Source organism: Shinella sp. S4-D37 (genome assembly GCF_040812195.1).
Lineage (GTDB): Bacteria > Pseudomonadota > Alphaproteobacteria > Rhizobiales > Rhizobiaceae > Shinella.
On sequence record NZ_JBFNXL010000005.1, the window covers coordinates 130,697 to 145,000 of the forward strand.

The 14,304-nt window shown below is 66.0% G+C and carries 13 protein-coding genes and 1 pseudogene; 6 read left to right on the plus strand and 8 right to left on the minus strand.

Annotated elements, in window-relative coordinates:
- Positions 1-46: 46 nt before the first annotated feature.
- From AB3G45_RS08115 to AB3G45_RS08130, 4 genes are all read right to left on the minus strand, one after another.
- Positions 47-1,033, minus strand: a complete 987-nt coding sequence (locus tag AB3G45_RS08115; RefSeq protein ID WP_367830107.1) for an esterase-like activity of phytase family protein — start codon at positions 1,031-1,033, stop codon at positions 47-49.
- A gap of 40 nt (positions 1,034-1,073) precedes the next feature.
- Positions 1,074-2,975 (minus strand): cobaltochelatase subunit CobT, encoded by a 1,902-nt coding sequence (gene cobT / locus AB3G45_RS08120; protein WP_367830108.1) that lies wholly within the window; start codon positions 2,973-2,975, stop codon positions 1,074-1,076.
- A gap of 16 nt (positions 2,976-2,991) precedes the next feature.
- Positions 2,992-3,990: a cobaltochelatase subunit CobS gene (gene cobS / locus AB3G45_RS08125; RefSeq protein ID WP_064331569.1), complete on the minus strand. Its 999-nt coding sequence runs from the start codon at positions 3,988-3,990 to the stop codon at positions 2,992-2,994.
- 120 nt (positions 3,991-4,110) lie between these two features.
- The gene (locus AB3G45_RS08130; RefSeq protein ID WP_367833535.1) at positions 4,111-4,734 is read right to left on the minus strand and encodes a DnaJ domain-containing protein; all 624 of its coding nucleotides are present in this window, start codon (positions 4,732-4,734) and stop codon (positions 4,111-4,113) included.
- Between the two features lie 118 nt (positions 4,735-4,852).
- Here AB3G45_RS08130 and AB3G45_RS08135 point away from each other — a divergent pair, with 118 nt between their 5' ends.
- Entirely contained in the window at positions 4,853-5,134 is a 282-nt protein-coding gene (locus tag AB3G45_RS08135) for a BolA family protein (protein WP_367830109.1), read from the plus strand.
- Here the strand turns inward: AB3G45_RS08135 and AB3G45_RS08140 are convergent.
- From AB3G45_RS08140 to AB3G45_RS08150, 3 genes and pseudogenes are all read right to left on the minus strand, one after another.
- Positions 5,135-5,875 (minus strand): annotated as a pseudogene (locus AB3G45_RS08140) (transporter associated domain-containing protein); the annotation flags it as partial.
- A 176-nt stretch (positions 5,876-6,051) separates the two neighbouring features.
- On the minus strand, positions 6,052-7,179 hold the full coding sequence (gene aroB / locus AB3G45_RS08145) for a 3-dehydroquinate synthase (protein ID WP_367830110.1): 1,128 nt from the start codon (positions 7,177-7,179) through the stop codon (positions 6,052-6,054).
- A gap of 10 nt (positions 7,180-7,189) precedes the next feature.
- On the minus strand, positions 7,190-7,771 hold the full coding sequence (locus tag AB3G45_RS08150) for a shikimate kinase (protein ID WP_367830111.1): 582 nt from the start codon (positions 7,769-7,771) through the stop codon (positions 7,190-7,192).
- A 153-nt stretch (positions 7,772-7,924) separates the two neighbouring features.
- Here AB3G45_RS08150 and AB3G45_RS08155 point away from each other — a divergent pair, with 153 nt between their 5' ends.
- The 5 genes from AB3G45_RS08155 (at position 7,925) to AB3G45_RS08175 (ending at position 11,969) form a co-directional block, all read left to right on the plus strand.
- Complete coding sequence (locus AB3G45_RS08155) at positions 7,925-8,074, plus strand: hypothetical protein (RefSeq protein WP_367830112.1); 150 nt, start codon at positions 7,925-7,927, stop codon at positions 8,072-8,074.
- Complete coding sequence (locus AB3G45_RS08160; protein WP_367830113.1) at positions 8,071-9,018, plus strand: site-specific tyrosine recombinase XerD; 948 nt, start codon at positions 8,071-8,073, stop codon at positions 9,016-9,018. Before AB3G45_RS08155 ends, AB3G45_RS08160 begins: the two co-directional genes overlap by 4 nt.
- Positions 9,019-9,093: 75 nt before the next feature.
- The gene (locus AB3G45_RS08165) at positions 9,094-10,047 is read left to right on the plus strand and encodes an acetyl-CoA carboxylase carboxyltransferase subunit alpha (protein WP_367830114.1); all 954 of its coding nucleotides are present in this window, start codon (positions 9,094-9,096) and stop codon (positions 10,045-10,047) included.
- A gap of 192 nt (positions 10,048-10,239) precedes the next feature.
- Positions 10,240-11,724, plus strand: a complete 1,485-nt coding sequence (locus AB3G45_RS08170; protein ID WP_367830115.1) for a L,D-transpeptidase family protein — start codon at positions 10,240-10,242, stop codon at positions 11,722-11,724.
- Positions 11,721-11,969, plus strand: coding sequence for a sulfurtransferase TusA family protein (locus AB3G45_RS08175; protein ID WP_367830116.1), 249 nt, complete (start codon positions 11,721-11,723; stop codon positions 11,967-11,969). The genes AB3G45_RS08170 and AB3G45_RS08175 overlap by 4 nt, the downstream gene beginning before the upstream one ends.
- Positions 11,970-12,033: 64 nt before the next feature.
- Here the strand turns inward: AB3G45_RS08175 and AB3G45_RS08180 are convergent, their stop codons facing one another.
- Positions 12,034-13,992 carry a M23 family metallopeptidase gene (locus AB3G45_RS08180; RefSeq protein WP_367830117.1) on the minus strand — a complete coding sequence of 653 codons (1,959 nt, stop codon included), beginning with the start codon at positions 13,990-13,992 and terminating at the stop codon, positions 12,034-12,036.
- Between the last annotated feature and the right edge of the window lie 312 nt (positions 13,993-14,304).

The window sequence follows — 14,304 nt, forward strand, 5'->3', positions numbered from 1 at the left end:
CCCTGTCCTTCCCCGTTCGTCATGCCCGAGCGGAGACGGCGAAGGCTTACTTTTCCGGAAGCAGGCGGAATTCCAGCATCAGGTTGCGCTGGAGGATCGAGTGGTTGTCGTCGGAAACGACGATGAGGCGAATATCGTCCTCACCCATCACCACCACGTCCAGTCCTTCCATGTTGTCGATCTGGTGGCTGAGGTCGACGTCGATCAGCACGTCGCCGTCGACCACCGCGCCAGGACGGATCTTCCCGCCGTCGATGCGGCGGATGCGCATGCCGACGCCGTCGGAGAGGCGGAAGCGGCGCTCCAGCAGCAGGAGGTCGCCGTTTGGCAGGAAGGCGCCGTCGGTGATGTCCCAGGGGTCGTTGCGCGTGACGCCGAAGGTGCCGGCGCGCGGGCCGCCGAGCACGGCGGCAAGGACGTTGCCCTCGCGATCGAGGCTGCGCTCCGTGACGACGACCGGCACGGCGCCGAGCGGCCCCGCCTCGGGCGACATCGCCAGCGTCTCCATGCCCCGGTTGCTGCGCAGCTCGCGCCGCGGGAAGGGCAGGGCAAGGCGGCGCGCAGGCCTTGCCTCCATGAAGCCGGGATCGGGATAGGCGTCGATACGGTGGACGTTTTCGAAGCTCACCAGAACCTCGCCCCCGCTTATGGCAAGGCCTTCCGCGTCCATCTGGTACTTGACGTTCTCGTCCTGCCCTTCGTCGTTGAGCATGGAGCGCACCTTGAGATCGGCAAGGCCGCTCAGCCGGCTTCTCGTGTCCCGCGCGATGCGGCCGGTCAGCCAGTGACCGGTGTCGAGCACGGCGACGAAGCCCTTTCCGTCCGCGCGGAAACGGATCGCCGACACGGCGCCGAGCAATGGATTGCCGGATGAATAGCTGATGCCGCCGAGGAATTCGAGTTTGCCGAAGATGCGTTGCTCGGCGCCGAAGGTGAACTGCGTGATGGCGCGGCTGGTGACGGAAAGTTCGACGCCTTCCGCAGCTGCCGGCCCCGAGAGCGCCAGGCAAAGGCCGAGTGCAAGAAGGGGCAAGCCCCGCAAAAAGCCTGCGATGCGCCGGCGTGGCGCCGGCTCAGCCGGCACGGCGGCGACCGGCGGGGCGCCCGCTGGCGGCCTCGTCGGCGAAGAGCGAGGCAAGCTGTTCCGTCATGGCGCCGGCCAGTTCATCCGCATCGACGATGGTCACGGCACGGCGATAGTAGCGCGTCACGTCATGGCCGATGCCGATGGCGAGCAGTTCGACCGGCGATTTCGTCTCGATCTGCTCGATGACGGCGCGCAGGTGCCGTTCGAGATAGTTGCCGGGGTTCACCGAGAGTGTCGAATCGTCGACCGGCGCGCCGTCCGAGATCATCATCAGGATGCGGCGCTGCTCGGGGCGGGCCAAAAGGCGGTTGTGCGCCCAGATCAGCGCCTCGCCGTCGATGTTTTCCTTGAGCAGGCCCTCGCGCATCATCAGGCCGAGATTGCGCCTTGCGCGCCGCCACGGCGCGTCGGCGGCCTTGTAGACGATGTGGCGCAGGTCGTTGAGGCGGCCGGGCGATTGCGGCTTGCCGTTGCCGAGCCACTTTTCGCGCGACTGGCCGCCCTTCCATGCCTTGGTGGTGAAGCCGAGGATCTCGACCTTGACGCCGCAACGCTCCAGCGTGCGCGCCAGGATATCGGCGCAGGTGGCGGCGACGGTGATCGGCCTGCCGCGCATGGAGCCGGAATTGTCGATGAGGAGCGTGACGACCGTGTCGCGGAAGGTCGTGTCCTTCTCGCGCTTGAAGGACAGCGGCTGCATCGGGTCGATGATGATGCGCTGCAGGCGGGCGCTGTCGAGATAGCCTTCTTCGAGGTCGAATTCCCAGGCGCGGTTCTGCTGCGCCATCAGGCGGCGCTGCAACCGGTTGGCGAGGCGCCCGACGGCGCCCTGCAGATGGGCGAGCTGCTTGTCGAGGAAGGCGCGCAGGCGGTCGAGTTCCGCCTCGTCGCACAGTTCCTCCGCCGTGATCATCTCGTCGAATTCCTCGGTGAAGACCGTGTAGTCGACCTTCTCGTTGAAATCGCTGAACGGATGGTTCGGGCGGCGGACCTCGCCGGGCGTCTCGCTGTCGTCGCCGTCGTCATCGACGAGATCGTCGTCGGAGATTTCCGCGCCGTCCATCTCGCCTTCGTCCATCTGGTCGTCGGACGTCTCGTTCTCGTCGGCGGGCGCGGCGTCGTCGCCGGCGTCCTCCTGGCTGTCGTTGTCTTCCTGCTCGTCGCTGCGCGGCTGGTCCTCGTCCTCGGGCGTCTCCGAATCATCCGGCTCGGTTTCGTCCTCGCCATATTGTTCGGCGACGTTCATCGAGGCGAGCATGTTGCGCACGACGCGCGAGAAGGCCTGCTGGTCGTTGATGGCGGCGGTGAGGCCGTCCATGTCGCGGCCGGCCTTGTCGGTGATGAAGTCGCGCCAGAGGTCCAGCACCTTGCCGGCGGAGGCAGGCGGGGCCTGGCCCGTCAGCTTCTCGCGCACGATGAGCGCCACGGCCTCTTCGAGCGGTGCATCGGCCTGGCGGGTGATCGCGCCAAAATTCGCCTTGGCGTATTTCTCCGTCAGCATGGTGGTGAGGTTCTGCCCCATGCCCGGCATGCGGTTGGAGCCGATGGCCTCGACGCGCGCCTGCTCGACGGCGTCGAAGATCGCGCGGGCGTCCGCGCCTTGCGGCGACATGGTGGCGTGGATGCGGGCGTCGTGGCACGCCTTGCGCAGCGCCATCGAATCGCCGAGGCCGCGGGTGATCGCGACTTCGGTGGGCGAGGGGCGTTTCGTCAGCTCCGGCAGGCGGATGCGCTCGCCGGTCATGCCGGGGCGCTCGTTGGCGAAGGAGACCTCCACCTCCGCATCGCCGGCGACGGCGCGCACGCAGCCCGTCACCGCGCGGCGGAAGGGCTCCATGTCGACCACGCCGCCGGGCCTCGGCTTCGAATTGTCTCCGCGAGCTGCCATGCGCTTTTCCCGGGCCTCAGGCCGTCGCCTCCAGCACGATGTTGGCGGCGCTTTCCTTCAGCTCGACGCCGAAGGCGCGCTGGTAGAGTTCTGCGACCAGCGTGCGTTCCAGCTCGTCGCACTTGTTGAGGAAGGTGACGCGGAAGGCGAAGGCGAGATCGCCGAAGATCTCGGCGTTTTCACCCCAGGTGATGACGGTGCGCGGGCTCATCACGGTGGAGAGGTCGCCGTTGATGAAGGCGGCGCGGGTGAGGTCGGCAACGCGGACCATGCGCGAGATCGTGTCGCGACCGTCCTTGCCGGCGGCAAGGCGCTTCACCTTGGCGGCGACGATGCTGACTTCGTTGTCGTGCGGCAGGTAGTTCAGCGTGGTGACGATCGACCAGCGGTCCATCTGCGCCTGGTTGATCTGCTGCGTGCCGTGGTAGAGGCCCGTCGTGTCGCCGAGGCCGACCGTGTTGGCGGTGGCGAACAGGCGGAAGGCGGGGTGCGGGCGGATGACGCGACTCTGGTCGAGCAGGGTCAGGCGGCCGGAGGATTCCAGCACCCGCTGGATGACGAACATCACGTCCGGGCGACCGGCATCGTATTCGTCGAAGACGAGCGCGACATTGTGCTGGTAGGCCCAGGGCAGGATGCCGTCCTTGAACTCGGTGACCTGCAGGCCGTCCTTGACGACGATGGCGTCCTTGCCGACGAGGTCGATACGGCTGACATGGCTGTCGAGGTTGACGCGAACGCACGGCCAGTTGAGGCGGGCGGCGACCTGCTCGATATGGGTCGACTTGCCGGTGCCGTGGTAGCCGGAGACCATGACGCGGCGGTTGTGCGCGAAGCCCGCGAGGATGGCGAGGGTGGTTTCCCGGTCGAACAGGTAGTCCGGGTCGAGGTCCGGTACATAGGCGTCCGCCTTGGAATAGGCCGGGACCTTGAGGTCCGTATCAATGCCGAAAACCTCCCGGACGGATACCGTGGTATCGGGGAGGTTGGAAATATCGAGATCCATCTTGCTCATCACGTCTCCGCGGGCGGCGGGTTCTTCGCCTCCACCCCAATATCCTGGTGCACGCCGACTGCGCCCTTTGCCTGATAGCATCGTGCGAAACCGGGCGATTCCGTCCGGCCGCAAAATGCTCTAGCAGAAGCCGGCCTGCTTTAACAATTGATATGCTTGGATGACCGCGCGAAAACGCTCTTCCGAGCCTCTATCTCCGCCATTTGCATCGGGGTGATGCTTTTTGACAAGGGCTTTGTAGGCGGTCTTGATGTCCTGGGCCGTCGCGGTGGCGGCAAGGCCGAGCGTGTCATAGGCCTTCGCTTCAAGCGTTTTCAGCTTTCGGGCGCGCGGCTCCATCTGCGGCCGGCGGCCCTTGCCCTCGGCAAAAAAGCCGAAAGGATCGCGGATGCGCTGATTTGCCCCGGCCGAACCCGAGCGCGCCGTTCCCTGCGTCGGGCCGTTCTTCGCCGCCTTGTTGACGCCGATCGTCCAGGTCGGGCGGTGGCCGGTGATCGCCTCCTTCTGGTAGCGGGCGATCTCGCCGTCGGAGAGACCGGAGAAGTAGTTGTAACCCTTGTTGTATTCCTTGACGTGCTCGAAGCAGAACATGAAATACTGGCCCTCGGCATTGCGGCCGACGGGCGCGCGATGCGCGGCATTCTCCTCGCAGCCATCCCACTGGCACGTCGGCGCGGAACGTTCGGGACGCTCCACGCGCCGCTTCGTGCGGATGCGGTCGAAGTATTTGGAATCGAGTTTCATGGCCCCATTATGGGGTTCCGGAGGGCCTGCAACAAGAATTGACAAAGCGGATTGTTGCTGGCTTTGTGAAACCATTTTGTGCGTTGCGGCGCACGGTTTCCGCCGCCGAAGGTTCGCCATGTCCATGAAGTTCAGCATCACCGAGAAACTGACCGCCGCCTTCGCGCCGGAACGGCTCGACGTCATCAACGAGAGCCAACTGCATGCCGGCCACCAGCCGGATTTCAACGGCGAGGGCGAGACGCACATGCGCGTGCGCATCGTCGCCGCCGCCTTTGCCGGCATGGGCCGCGTGGCGCGCCACCGGGCGATCAACGATCTGGTGAAGGCCGAGTTCGACGCGGGCCTCCACGCGCTGGCCGTCGAGGCGGCCGCACCGGGAGAGCCGACGCGCTGGTGATCAGGCGCGCGGCTGTTCGGGTTCGACGGGGCGGACGCGCAGCTTGGTGATGCGGTTCTTCACCCGCTTCATGACGATGAAGCGCTTGCCGTAGAAGGTGAAGGCCTGGCGCTCTTCCGGGATCGATTTCGATTCGTGGATCACGAGGCCTGCAATGGTCGTCGCCTCCTCGTCGGGCAGGTTCCAGTCGAAGCCGCGGTTGAGGTCGCGGATCGTCACGCCGCCGTCGACGACGAGCGAACCGTCGGCCTCCTGCCGCACGCCCTGCATGTCGACGTCCTTCTCGTCGGAGATATCGCCGACGATCTCCTTGAGGATGTCCTGCAGGGTGACGAGGCCCTGCACCTCGCCATATTCGTCCACCACGGTGGCGAAATGCTCCTTGCGGCGCAGAAACGCGGCGAGCTGCTCCTTTAGCGTCGTGGTATCGGGCACGAACCACGGCTTTTGCGCCACGCTGGTGATGTCGAGGTTCTTCGGCTCGGTGCCCGGCTCCGCCAGCGCGCGCAGGAGATCCTTGGCGTGCACGACGCCGACGATGTTGTCGACCGAGCCCGCCCAGAGCGGCATGCGCGTATAGGGGCTTTCGAGCACGGCCTTGACGATCTCTTCCGGCGGGTCGCCGGCATTGAGCGCCCGCATGGTCGTGCGGTGGATCATGATGTCGGAGACTTCCAGCGCGTCGAGGTCGAGCATGCCGGAGGACTTTTCCCGGTCGGACCGGGCGGCCGCGCCGTCGCGGGGAGGTTGGCCGTTCCGGCGCTCGCCCTCCGCTTCGCGCGTTTCCTGATGCGTGCGCCAGAGCGCGGCGATCGGCCTGCGCCAGCGGAAAAGCGCCACGGCGAGAACGACCAGGCCGACGATGAGGGCGATCAGCGGCCAGGAGAGGGGAGCGAGCGCGGCGGGCGTGTCGCTGTTCATTTCGGCAGCTTTTCCTTGAGGAAAGCGATGACCTCGGATTGCGGCACGTCGTCGGCGACGAAGGACTGGCCGACGCCGCGCGTCAGGATGAAGGTGAGCTTGCCGCCCTTGACCTTCTTGTCCTGGGCGATGGCGTCCATCAGCACCTCCGCCGGCGGCAGGTCGCCCGGGATCTGGCCCATGGCCGTCGGCAGGCCGACCTTGGCGAGATGCGCCTCGACGCGCTTGCCGTCGTCGGGGCTGGCAAGGTTCATGCGGGCGGAGAACTGGTGGGCGAGCACCATGCCGATCGAGACGCCCTCGCCGTGGACAAGGCGGGCGCTGTCATATCGTGTTGCGGCCTCCAGCGCATGGCCGAAGGTATGGCCGAGATTGAGCAGGGCGCGCTGGCCGTTCTCCCGCTCGTCGGCGGCGACGACGTCGGCCTTCGCCTGGCAGCTCGTGGCGATCGCCTCGATGCGGGCCTCGCCGCCGGCAAAGACCGCGCGCCAGTTCTTCTCCAGCCACGCGAAGAAATCCGGCTTGTCGATCAGGCCGTATTTGGCGACTTCGGCATAGCCGGCGCGGAATTCGCGCGGAGACAGCGTGTCGAGCACGTCGGTGTCGGCAAGCACGAGGTCCGGCTGGTGGAAGACGCCGATGAGGTTCTTGCCGTGCGGCGAGTTGATGCCGGTCTTGCCGCCGACGGAGGAATCGACCTGCGCCAGCAGCGAGGTCGGCACCTGGATGAAGCGCGAGCCGCGGCGCGCGATGCCGGCGGCAAAGCCGGTGAGGTCGCCGATAACCCCTCCGCCGAGCGCCACGACCGCGTCGTTGCGCTCGATGCGGGCGGCCAGCACGCTGTCGCAGACGCTGATGAGGTGCTCGAAGCTCTTCGTCTTCTCCCCGGCCGGCAGCACGAGCGAGACGGCCTCGATACCCTCCGCCTTCAGCGCGGCCATGAAATCGTCGAGATAGAGGGGGGCGACATGCGCGTCGGTGACGACGGCGATCTTGCGGCCCTTGAGGCGGGTCGCGATCTCGCGGCCGGCAGCGGATATGAGGCCGGGGCCGATCAGGATGTCATAGGAACGGTCGGCAAGGTCGACCCGCACGGTGCGGCGGGCGGTGGCAGGTGCGGTCATCGTCATCTCGTCAGGCTTTCTTGGCGGCAGAGGCGATCGCGGCGAGCACTTCCTCCACCATGGTTTCCTTCTTCACGTCACGCGACAGGACCGTGAGATCGGCCTGCGCATAGATCGGATAGCGGGCGTTCATGAGGTTTTCGAGCGTCTGGCGCGGATTTTCCGTCTTCAGCAGCGGACGGGTGTCGCGCTTGTTGACGCGCTCCCACAGAACGTCGACGTCGGCCTTCAGCCAGACCGACAGTCCGCCGCGCTTGATGTGCCTGCGCGTGTTCTCATTGATATAGGCGCCACCGCCGGTCGACACGACCCGTGGGCCGGAGCGCAGCAGGCGCTTGATGACGCGGGTCTCCAGCGCCCGGAACTCCGCCTCGCCATAGGCGGCGAACAGGTCGGCGATCGACATGCGCGAGACGCGCTCGATCTCGTGGTCGCTGTCGATGAAAGGAATGCCGAGCGCCTGCGCGGTCATGCGGCCGATCGCCGATTTGCCGGCGCCCATCAGGCCGATCAGCACGAGGTTCCGCTTGCCGAGCGCGGCACGGGCCTCGGCGGAAAGCGTGAGAGGGGCCAGGTCGGTCAGCTCTGTCATTCGTGTTTTCCGGGGTTTCGTCCCTTTCCGTATCGACAAAAGCGCCGGAAGCGTCAAGCCTCGGCGCCGATCCATCGCTCGCGTCAGCCCGCGGCCGGCCTTGCGCTCGGCAGGTGGCAGGGCGATATAGGGACCATCGTCCCGGAGAGCACCATGCCGACCCTGTTCCGATTCCTGTTCTTCTGCGCCGTGATCGCCGGCTCGATCTACGGCACGATGGTGGCGCTGGTGACCTTCGTCGAGCCGACGCAGCGCGAGGTGACGATCCGCATTCCGTCCGAACGGGTGAACCCGCAGCCATGAGGGACCCGTCCGCCCTTCAGGTCGAATCCTTCCTAGAGATGATGAGCGCCGAACGGGGCGCTGCGACGAACACGCTACAATCCTACGAGCGGGACCTTGAGGATGCGGGTTCCTTCCTCAACGCGCGGAACGTGCGCCTCACGGAGGCGACACCGGACGATCTGCGGGCCTATCTCGCCCATCTCGCCCGGCGGGGCTTTGCCGCCTCCTCGCAGGCCCGCCGGCTTTCGGCGCTGCGGCAGTTCTTCAAGTTCCTCTATGGCGAGGGGCTGCGCGGCGACGAGCCGACCGGCATTCTCGATGCTCCCCGCAAGGCAAGGTCGCTGCCGAAGACGCTGAGCGTCGAGGATGTCGGCCGCCTGATCGCCCGGGCCGAGACGGAGGCGGCGGAACCGGGCGATGGCCTGCTTATGCGCCGCCGCATGCATCTCCTGGTGGAACTCCTCTATGCGACGGGCCTGCGCGTCAGCGAACTGGTCTCGCTGCCGGCCAGCGTGCTGGCGCAGACGGGGCGCTTCCTCATCGTGAAGGGCAAGGGCAACAAGGAGCGGCTGGTGCCGCTGTCGCGCGCCGCCGTCGCGACGCTCGAAACCTATGGCGAGGCGCTGGCGGCCGATATCGGCGATGATCCGGCGGCGGGCGCCTTCCTGTTTCCGGCGAAGAGCAAGGAGGGCCATCTGCCGCGCCAGGTGTTCGCCCGCGACCTGAAGGCGCTGGCGGGGCGGGCCGGCATCCGGGCCTCGACGCTCTCGCCGCATGTGCTGCGCCACGCTTTCGCCAGCCATCTCCTGCAGAACGGCGCGGACCTGCGCGCGGTGCAGGAACTGCTCGGCCACTCGGACATTTCGACGACACAAATCTATACACATGTGCTGGAAGAACGGCTTCACCAGCTCGTTCAGACCCATCACCCCCTTGCCAAACAGGCAAAAAAACCGGATTAGGACCCCTCTTCATGCCGCTGGTCCCGGCCGACGGCATCCTGACGCGGTTTGAGCAAACGATCGGAAACGCATCTCATGCACAACTACCTCGATTTCGAAAAGCCCATCTCGGATCTCGAAGGCAAGATCCACGAGCTTCGCAAGCTCGCCGAGGAAGATGAGAGCATCGACACGACGGATGAGGTCGGCCGGCTGGAAGTGCGCGCCCGCGAGGCGATGGCCGATATCTACGCCAAGCTGACGCCCTGGCAGAAGACGCAGGTCGCGCGCCATCCGCAGCGCCCGCATTTCCTCGATTTCGCCGGCCAGCTTTTCGAAGAGTTCACCCCGCTTGCCGGCGACCGCAAGTTCGCCGAGGACGAGGCGATCCAGGCCGGCCTCGGCCGCTTCAACGGCGAGCCCGTCGCCATCATCGGCCAGGAGAAGGGCAACGACACCAAGTCGCGCCTGAAACACAATTTCGGCAGCGCCCGGCCGGAAGGCTACCGCAAGGCGATCCGCGTCATGGAGATGGCCGACCGTTTCGGCCTGCCGATCATCACGCTGATCGACACGGCCGGCGCCTATCCCGGCATCGGCGCGGAAGAGCGCGGCCAGGCGGAAGCCATCGCCCGGTCGACCGAAATGTGCCTCAACGTTCGCGTGCCGATCGTTTCCGTGGTGCTCGGCGAGGGCGGCTCGGGCGGCGCCATCGCGATCGCCACCGGCGACCGCGTCTACATGCTCGAACATGCGATCTACAGCGTGATCTCGCCGGAAGGCGCGGCTTCCATCCTCTGGCGCGATTCCACCCGCGCCAAGGAAGCGGCCAGCAACATGAAGATCACGGCCGAGGACCTGAAGACCTTCGGCATCATCGACGGCATCATCCAGGAGCCGGTCGGCGGCGCGCATCGCGATCCGCAGGCCGTCATCGCCCGCACCGGCGACGTCATCGCGGCCGCGCTCAAGGATCTCTCCGCCAAGCCCGGCGACCAGCTTCGCAATGACCGCCGCCAGCGCTACCTCAATATCGGCCGCCAGCTCTGAGCGGATTCTCGCCGATCGGCGGCTTTCGCCCCATCTCGGCCATAATCCTTGTGTCTGAAACGATGCGGCGTGCCGGCAGCCTCGCGAAAGAATTTCCGGTTAACACTTTATGAAGTATAAGCCGGTTACCACTGCGCGTCCGCCCGCCGGCGCGACGGCTTGCGATCTGACGATTGTTGACGGACTTCTGGAATGCGCCTGACTGCTCTTGCCGCCGTATCGCTCCTTGCCGTGGCCGCCGCCGGCTGCACCAACGAGACGCTCGACTCGTTCGACAAGGTCGACGTCGACATCACCAAGGTGTCCAAAAAGACGGACTATCAGCTGTCCTCGGCGGTGCTCGGCAAGCTGTCCTCGATGAACATCGACCGCTCCTCGCCGATGATGCTGCGCATCTTCAAGGAAGAGGGCCGGCTTGAGCTGTGGAAGGCCGACCGCTCGAACCGCTACCGGCTGGTACGCAACTACAAGATCTGTGCCTGGTCGGGCAAGCTCGGCCCAAAGATGAAGGAAGGCGACCGCCAGGCGCCCGAAGGGTTCTATCCGCTGTCGAGGGCGAACCTGAACCCGAATTCCAGCTATTATCTCGCCATCAACACCGGCTTTCCCAATGGCTTCGACCGCGCCAACAAGGCGAGCGGCTCGCATCTGATGATCCACGGCGCCTGTTCGTCGTCCGGCTGCTACTCGATGACCGACGAGCAGATGGTGGAGATCTTCGCCTTCGCGCGCGATGCCTTCAACGGCGGCCAGTCGACGATCCAGCTCCAGGCCTTTCCCTTCCGCATGACCGCGGAGAACATGGCGCGCCACCGCGACAACCCGAATATCGAATTCTGGAAGATGCTGAAGGTCGGCTACGACCATTTCGAGCTGACCAAGCGTCCGCCGGAGGTCAATGTCTGCGAGAAGAAATACGTCTTCAACCAGCAGGCCGACAAGCCCTTCTCGCCGGCCGGCGCCTGCCCGGCGATGACGACGCCGGCCGCTCTCGAGGTGGCGCTCGACAGCTACAACAAGACCTATGCCGCGGCCCATGCCAAGGCGATGCAGAAATATGGCGGCACGGTCTGGGTCGAGCCTTCCGAAGCCCAGCGCAAGGCGATCGTCGCCGACCAGCGCAAGGGGCGCGAGCTTGCCTATGCGCCGACCGGCAATTCACTGGACGCCGGCAAGCTGATGACCGCCCGCGAGATCGCCGAGCAGAAACGCAAGGCGGAGGAGGCTGAAAAGCGCAAGGTCGAGGCCGCCGAACGCGCGGTGCGCGAGGCCGAAGAGGCGAAGCTTGCGGCCGAACAGGCGAAGATCAAGGAGACGGAAGCCCTCGCGGCCGACGTCGCCGCCGAAAAGGTCGAGAAGCAGGCGCGCGGCGCAGGCGCCCTGCCGGTGCCGGAGGAGAACCCGGGCCTCGCCGCCGTCGAGAAGAAGGAAGCAAAACCCTTCTGGAAGTTCTGGAGCGACAGGGCCGAGCCGCGCAAGGCCGAGCCCGTTGCCGGCGTGACCCGTCAGGTCGAGCACGATGCCGGCCGGCAGGCGGCGCAGAAGACGCAGACCACCGCCGTCGCGACAAAGCCGGCCGCGGGCGCAGATGCCCTGCCGATGCCGGAGGGCAACCCCGACGTTCAGGTCGTCGAGAAGACGGCGGAGAAGCCGTTCTGGAAGTTCTGGCAGAAATGACCGTGACGGCGGCCAGCGACGACGCCGAGATCTACGATCTGCGCGGCCTGAAATGCCCGCTGCCGGTGATGAAGGCGCGCAAGCGCCTGTCGGCGATGGCTGCCGGCAGCACGCTCTGGGTGGAGACCACCGATCCGCTCGCCGTCATCGACATTCCCCACTTCTGCCAGGAGGACGGCCATGCGCTCGAAGCGAGCGAGCGCGTCGCGGCGGGGCACCGCTTCCTGATCCGCAAGAAGGCGTGAAGCCGTGGGGGCGAATTTCCCCCCGGCTTGATCCGACCGTGACAAGGGTGCCTTCCGGTACGCCTCAATGCGTCTCGGCGACTTCCGTGGCCTCGTCGCCGCGGCCGAGCAGGTCGTCGATGCGCTTGCGCTCCACCTCGAACTGGGTGAGGGCCTTGCCCTCCAGCGACTTGCCGCCGGGCAGGCGGATCTTCAAGGCATCCACCTTGTTGCCGTTGACGATCATCTCGTAGTGCAGGTGCGGGCCGGTCGAGAGCCCGGTCGAGCCGACATAGCCGATGACCTGGCCCTGGCGGACCTTGACGCCGGGCTTGATGCCCTTGGCGATGGCGTTCTGGTGGTTGTAGGACGAGACGTAGCCGTTGGCATGGCGGATCAGCGTCTGGTTGCCGTAGCCGCCGGAATCCCAGCCGGCTTTTTCAACCGTGCCGTTGCCGGCCGCGATGATCGGCGTGCCGCGCGGCGCGGCCCAGTCGACGCCGGTATGCATGCGCGAAAAGCCGAGGATGGGATGGCGGCGCATGCCGAAGCCGGAGCGGAAGGTGCCGTTCGGAACCGGATTGCGCAGCAGGAACTGCCGGATGCTCTTGCCGTTCTCGTCGTAGTAGTCGACCGCCCCGTCCTCCGGGCTCTGGAAACGATAGACGCGGGTTTCCGTGTCGCCGAACTTGGCGTCGAGGAAGAGGATCTCCGAATCCTCCGTCGCTGCGCCGCTCTCGTCGGTGACCGAGAAGAAGGCTTCGAGCGAATCGGTCGGCCGCAGTTGCGCCTGGAAATCGACATTGCTGGCAAGGACGCGGATGACCTCCGCCGTCATGTCCTTGCCCATGCCGTAGGAGAGCGCGGCGCGGTAGATGCCGTCATAGACGCGCGGCAGGTCGCGCCCTGTGATCATCATCGGCCGGTCGTCGTCGTCGAAGGCGGTGGCGACGGCGTCGAGCACCGGCGGCTCGGTGCCGTTGACGAAGCGGCCCCTGTCGTCGAGCGCGGCGGTCGTCACATGGCGACCGCGCGAATAGACGCTGGCGCGCACGATGCTGGCTTCCTTGCCCTTCTGCACGATGCAGATGCGCAGCACGTCGCCCTCGGTCAGTTTCCTGCTGCCGAGCGGGCCTTCAAGATAGGCGGAAAGGTCCTCTGCCTGGGCCTTGGTATAGCCGGCGGCCGTCATGATTTCGCCGATATCGGCGTCGCGGTGCACGGGGATCACGTCGTCGGCATATTCGGTGTCGTCGGGCGTCAGCGTGTCAAAATTCGAGACGCTCATGTTCTCCTCGACGATACGGGCGGTCAGGCCCTGCAAAAGGTCGAGGTCGGAGGAGTCGGAGGCGAAGCGCTGCGGATCGACATAGTAGAGCGAGGCGACCTGCGTGCTGCCGTCGGTCAGCACCGAACCGTTGGTGCGCACGTTCTCCTCGACCTCCTCGATCGACATCTGGTCGGCATAGTCGAGCGCCGAGCCGTCGATCGGGAAGGCATCGGTCTGCAACGCGACCTCCGATTCCACATCCGAACCATAGATCGTGCCCATGCGCGAGGCGGGCGCGGCGTCCTTGCCGTTGGTGGAGAAGATCGCGAGCGGGTCGAAGCGCGGATAGTCCTCGCTCGTCGCGTGGTTGGCGGCCAGCGCCATCTTCACATGGGCGAAAGGCTGGCGGCGCACGACCTCCTTCTCGCCGTCATGGATGACGGTGGAGATCTCCATGATCTTCTTGTCGGCCGGCTTGGCGACGATCGCGGTCTCGATGACGCGCTCGCCGCGTTTCGCCGTTTCGCCGTTCTTGCTGGTCTGGCCCGTCGTGCCGAGCGCGGCAAAGGCCTCGGCCGGGATGGCGAGCTGCTGGCGGCCGTCGAGCGCGGCGAACAGCGCGACGCCCATCAGGATGGACGAGGTGATGCCGGTGAGGAACGTGCCGGAAAGCCAGCGCAGCGAAATCTCCCGCCGGTCGGGCGCCTTGCGTCCGTCGGCGAGGATCGGCGGTTCGTTGCCGAGGGATCGGATCATGTTCCGGTCGGTGGTCATGCCGATTGCGCTTCGCCCTGTGTCGCGTTCTGGTTTCAGCGCGGGACCATGCACGCAGGAAGGCATGCGAGTCAAATCACGCTGGTTCGTGTGACCTCCTCTAGAGAGGCGGAATGTGAAAATCTGAGGGCAATCGCATTGAAGCGGTCTTTCACCCGCGGTAAAGCCCTGAAAATCCGGGGGAACTAAAGGGCGAAGGCATGTTTCTGCAGATTTTTTCAAAAAAATGTCACATGCCCTGTTGACGCGGGGGCAGGGGTAGGCCTATAACCCGGCCATCGAACGAGAGCGGCGGCGCTTCTGGCGGCCGAC

Coding starts and splice junctions, on each gene's coding strand:
- cobT (WP_367830108.1), bottom strand. CDS start 2,975: ATGGCAGCTCGCGGAGACAATTCGAAGCCGAGGCCCGGCGGCGTGGTC.
- cobS (WP_064331569.1), bottom strand. CDS start 3,990: ATGAGCAAGATGGATCTCGATATTTCCAACCTCCCCGATACCACGGTA.
- AB3G45_RS08130 (WP_367833535.1), bottom strand. CDS start 4,734: ATGAAACTCGATTCCAAATACTTCGACCGCATCCGCACGAAGCGGCGC.
- AB3G45_RS08135 (WP_367830109.1), top strand. CDS start 4,853: ATGTCCATGAAGTTCAGCATCACCGAGAAACTGACCGCCGCCTTCGCG.
- aroB (WP_367830110.1), bottom strand. CDS start 7,179: ATGACCGCACCTGCCACCGCCCGCCGCACCGTGCGGGTCGACCTTGCC.
- AB3G45_RS08150 (WP_367830111.1), bottom strand. CDS start 7,771: ATGACAGAGCTGACCGACCTGGCCCCTCTCACGCTTTCCGCCGAGGCC.
- AB3G45_RS08155 (WP_367830112.1), top strand. CDS start 7,925: ATGCCGACCCTGTTCCGATTCCTGTTCTTCTGCGCCGTGATCGCCGGC.
- AB3G45_RS08160 (WP_367830113.1), top strand. CDS start 8,071: ATGAGGGACCCGTCCGCCCTTCAGGTCGAATCCTTCCTAGAGATGATG.
- AB3G45_RS08165 (WP_367830114.1), top strand. CDS start 9,094: ATGCACAACTACCTCGATTTCGAAAAGCCCATCTCGGATCTCGAAGGC.
- AB3G45_RS08170 (WP_367830115.1), top strand. CDS start 10,240: ATGCGCCTGACTGCTCTTGCCGCCGTATCGCTCCTTGCCGTGGCCGCC.
- AB3G45_RS08175 (WP_367830116.1), top strand. CDS start 11,721: ATGACCGTGACGGCGGCCAGCGACGACGCCGAGATCTACGATCTGCGC.
- AB3G45_RS08180 (WP_367830117.1), bottom strand. CDS start 13,992: ATGACCACCGACCGGAACATGATCCGATCCCTCGGCAACGAACCGCCG.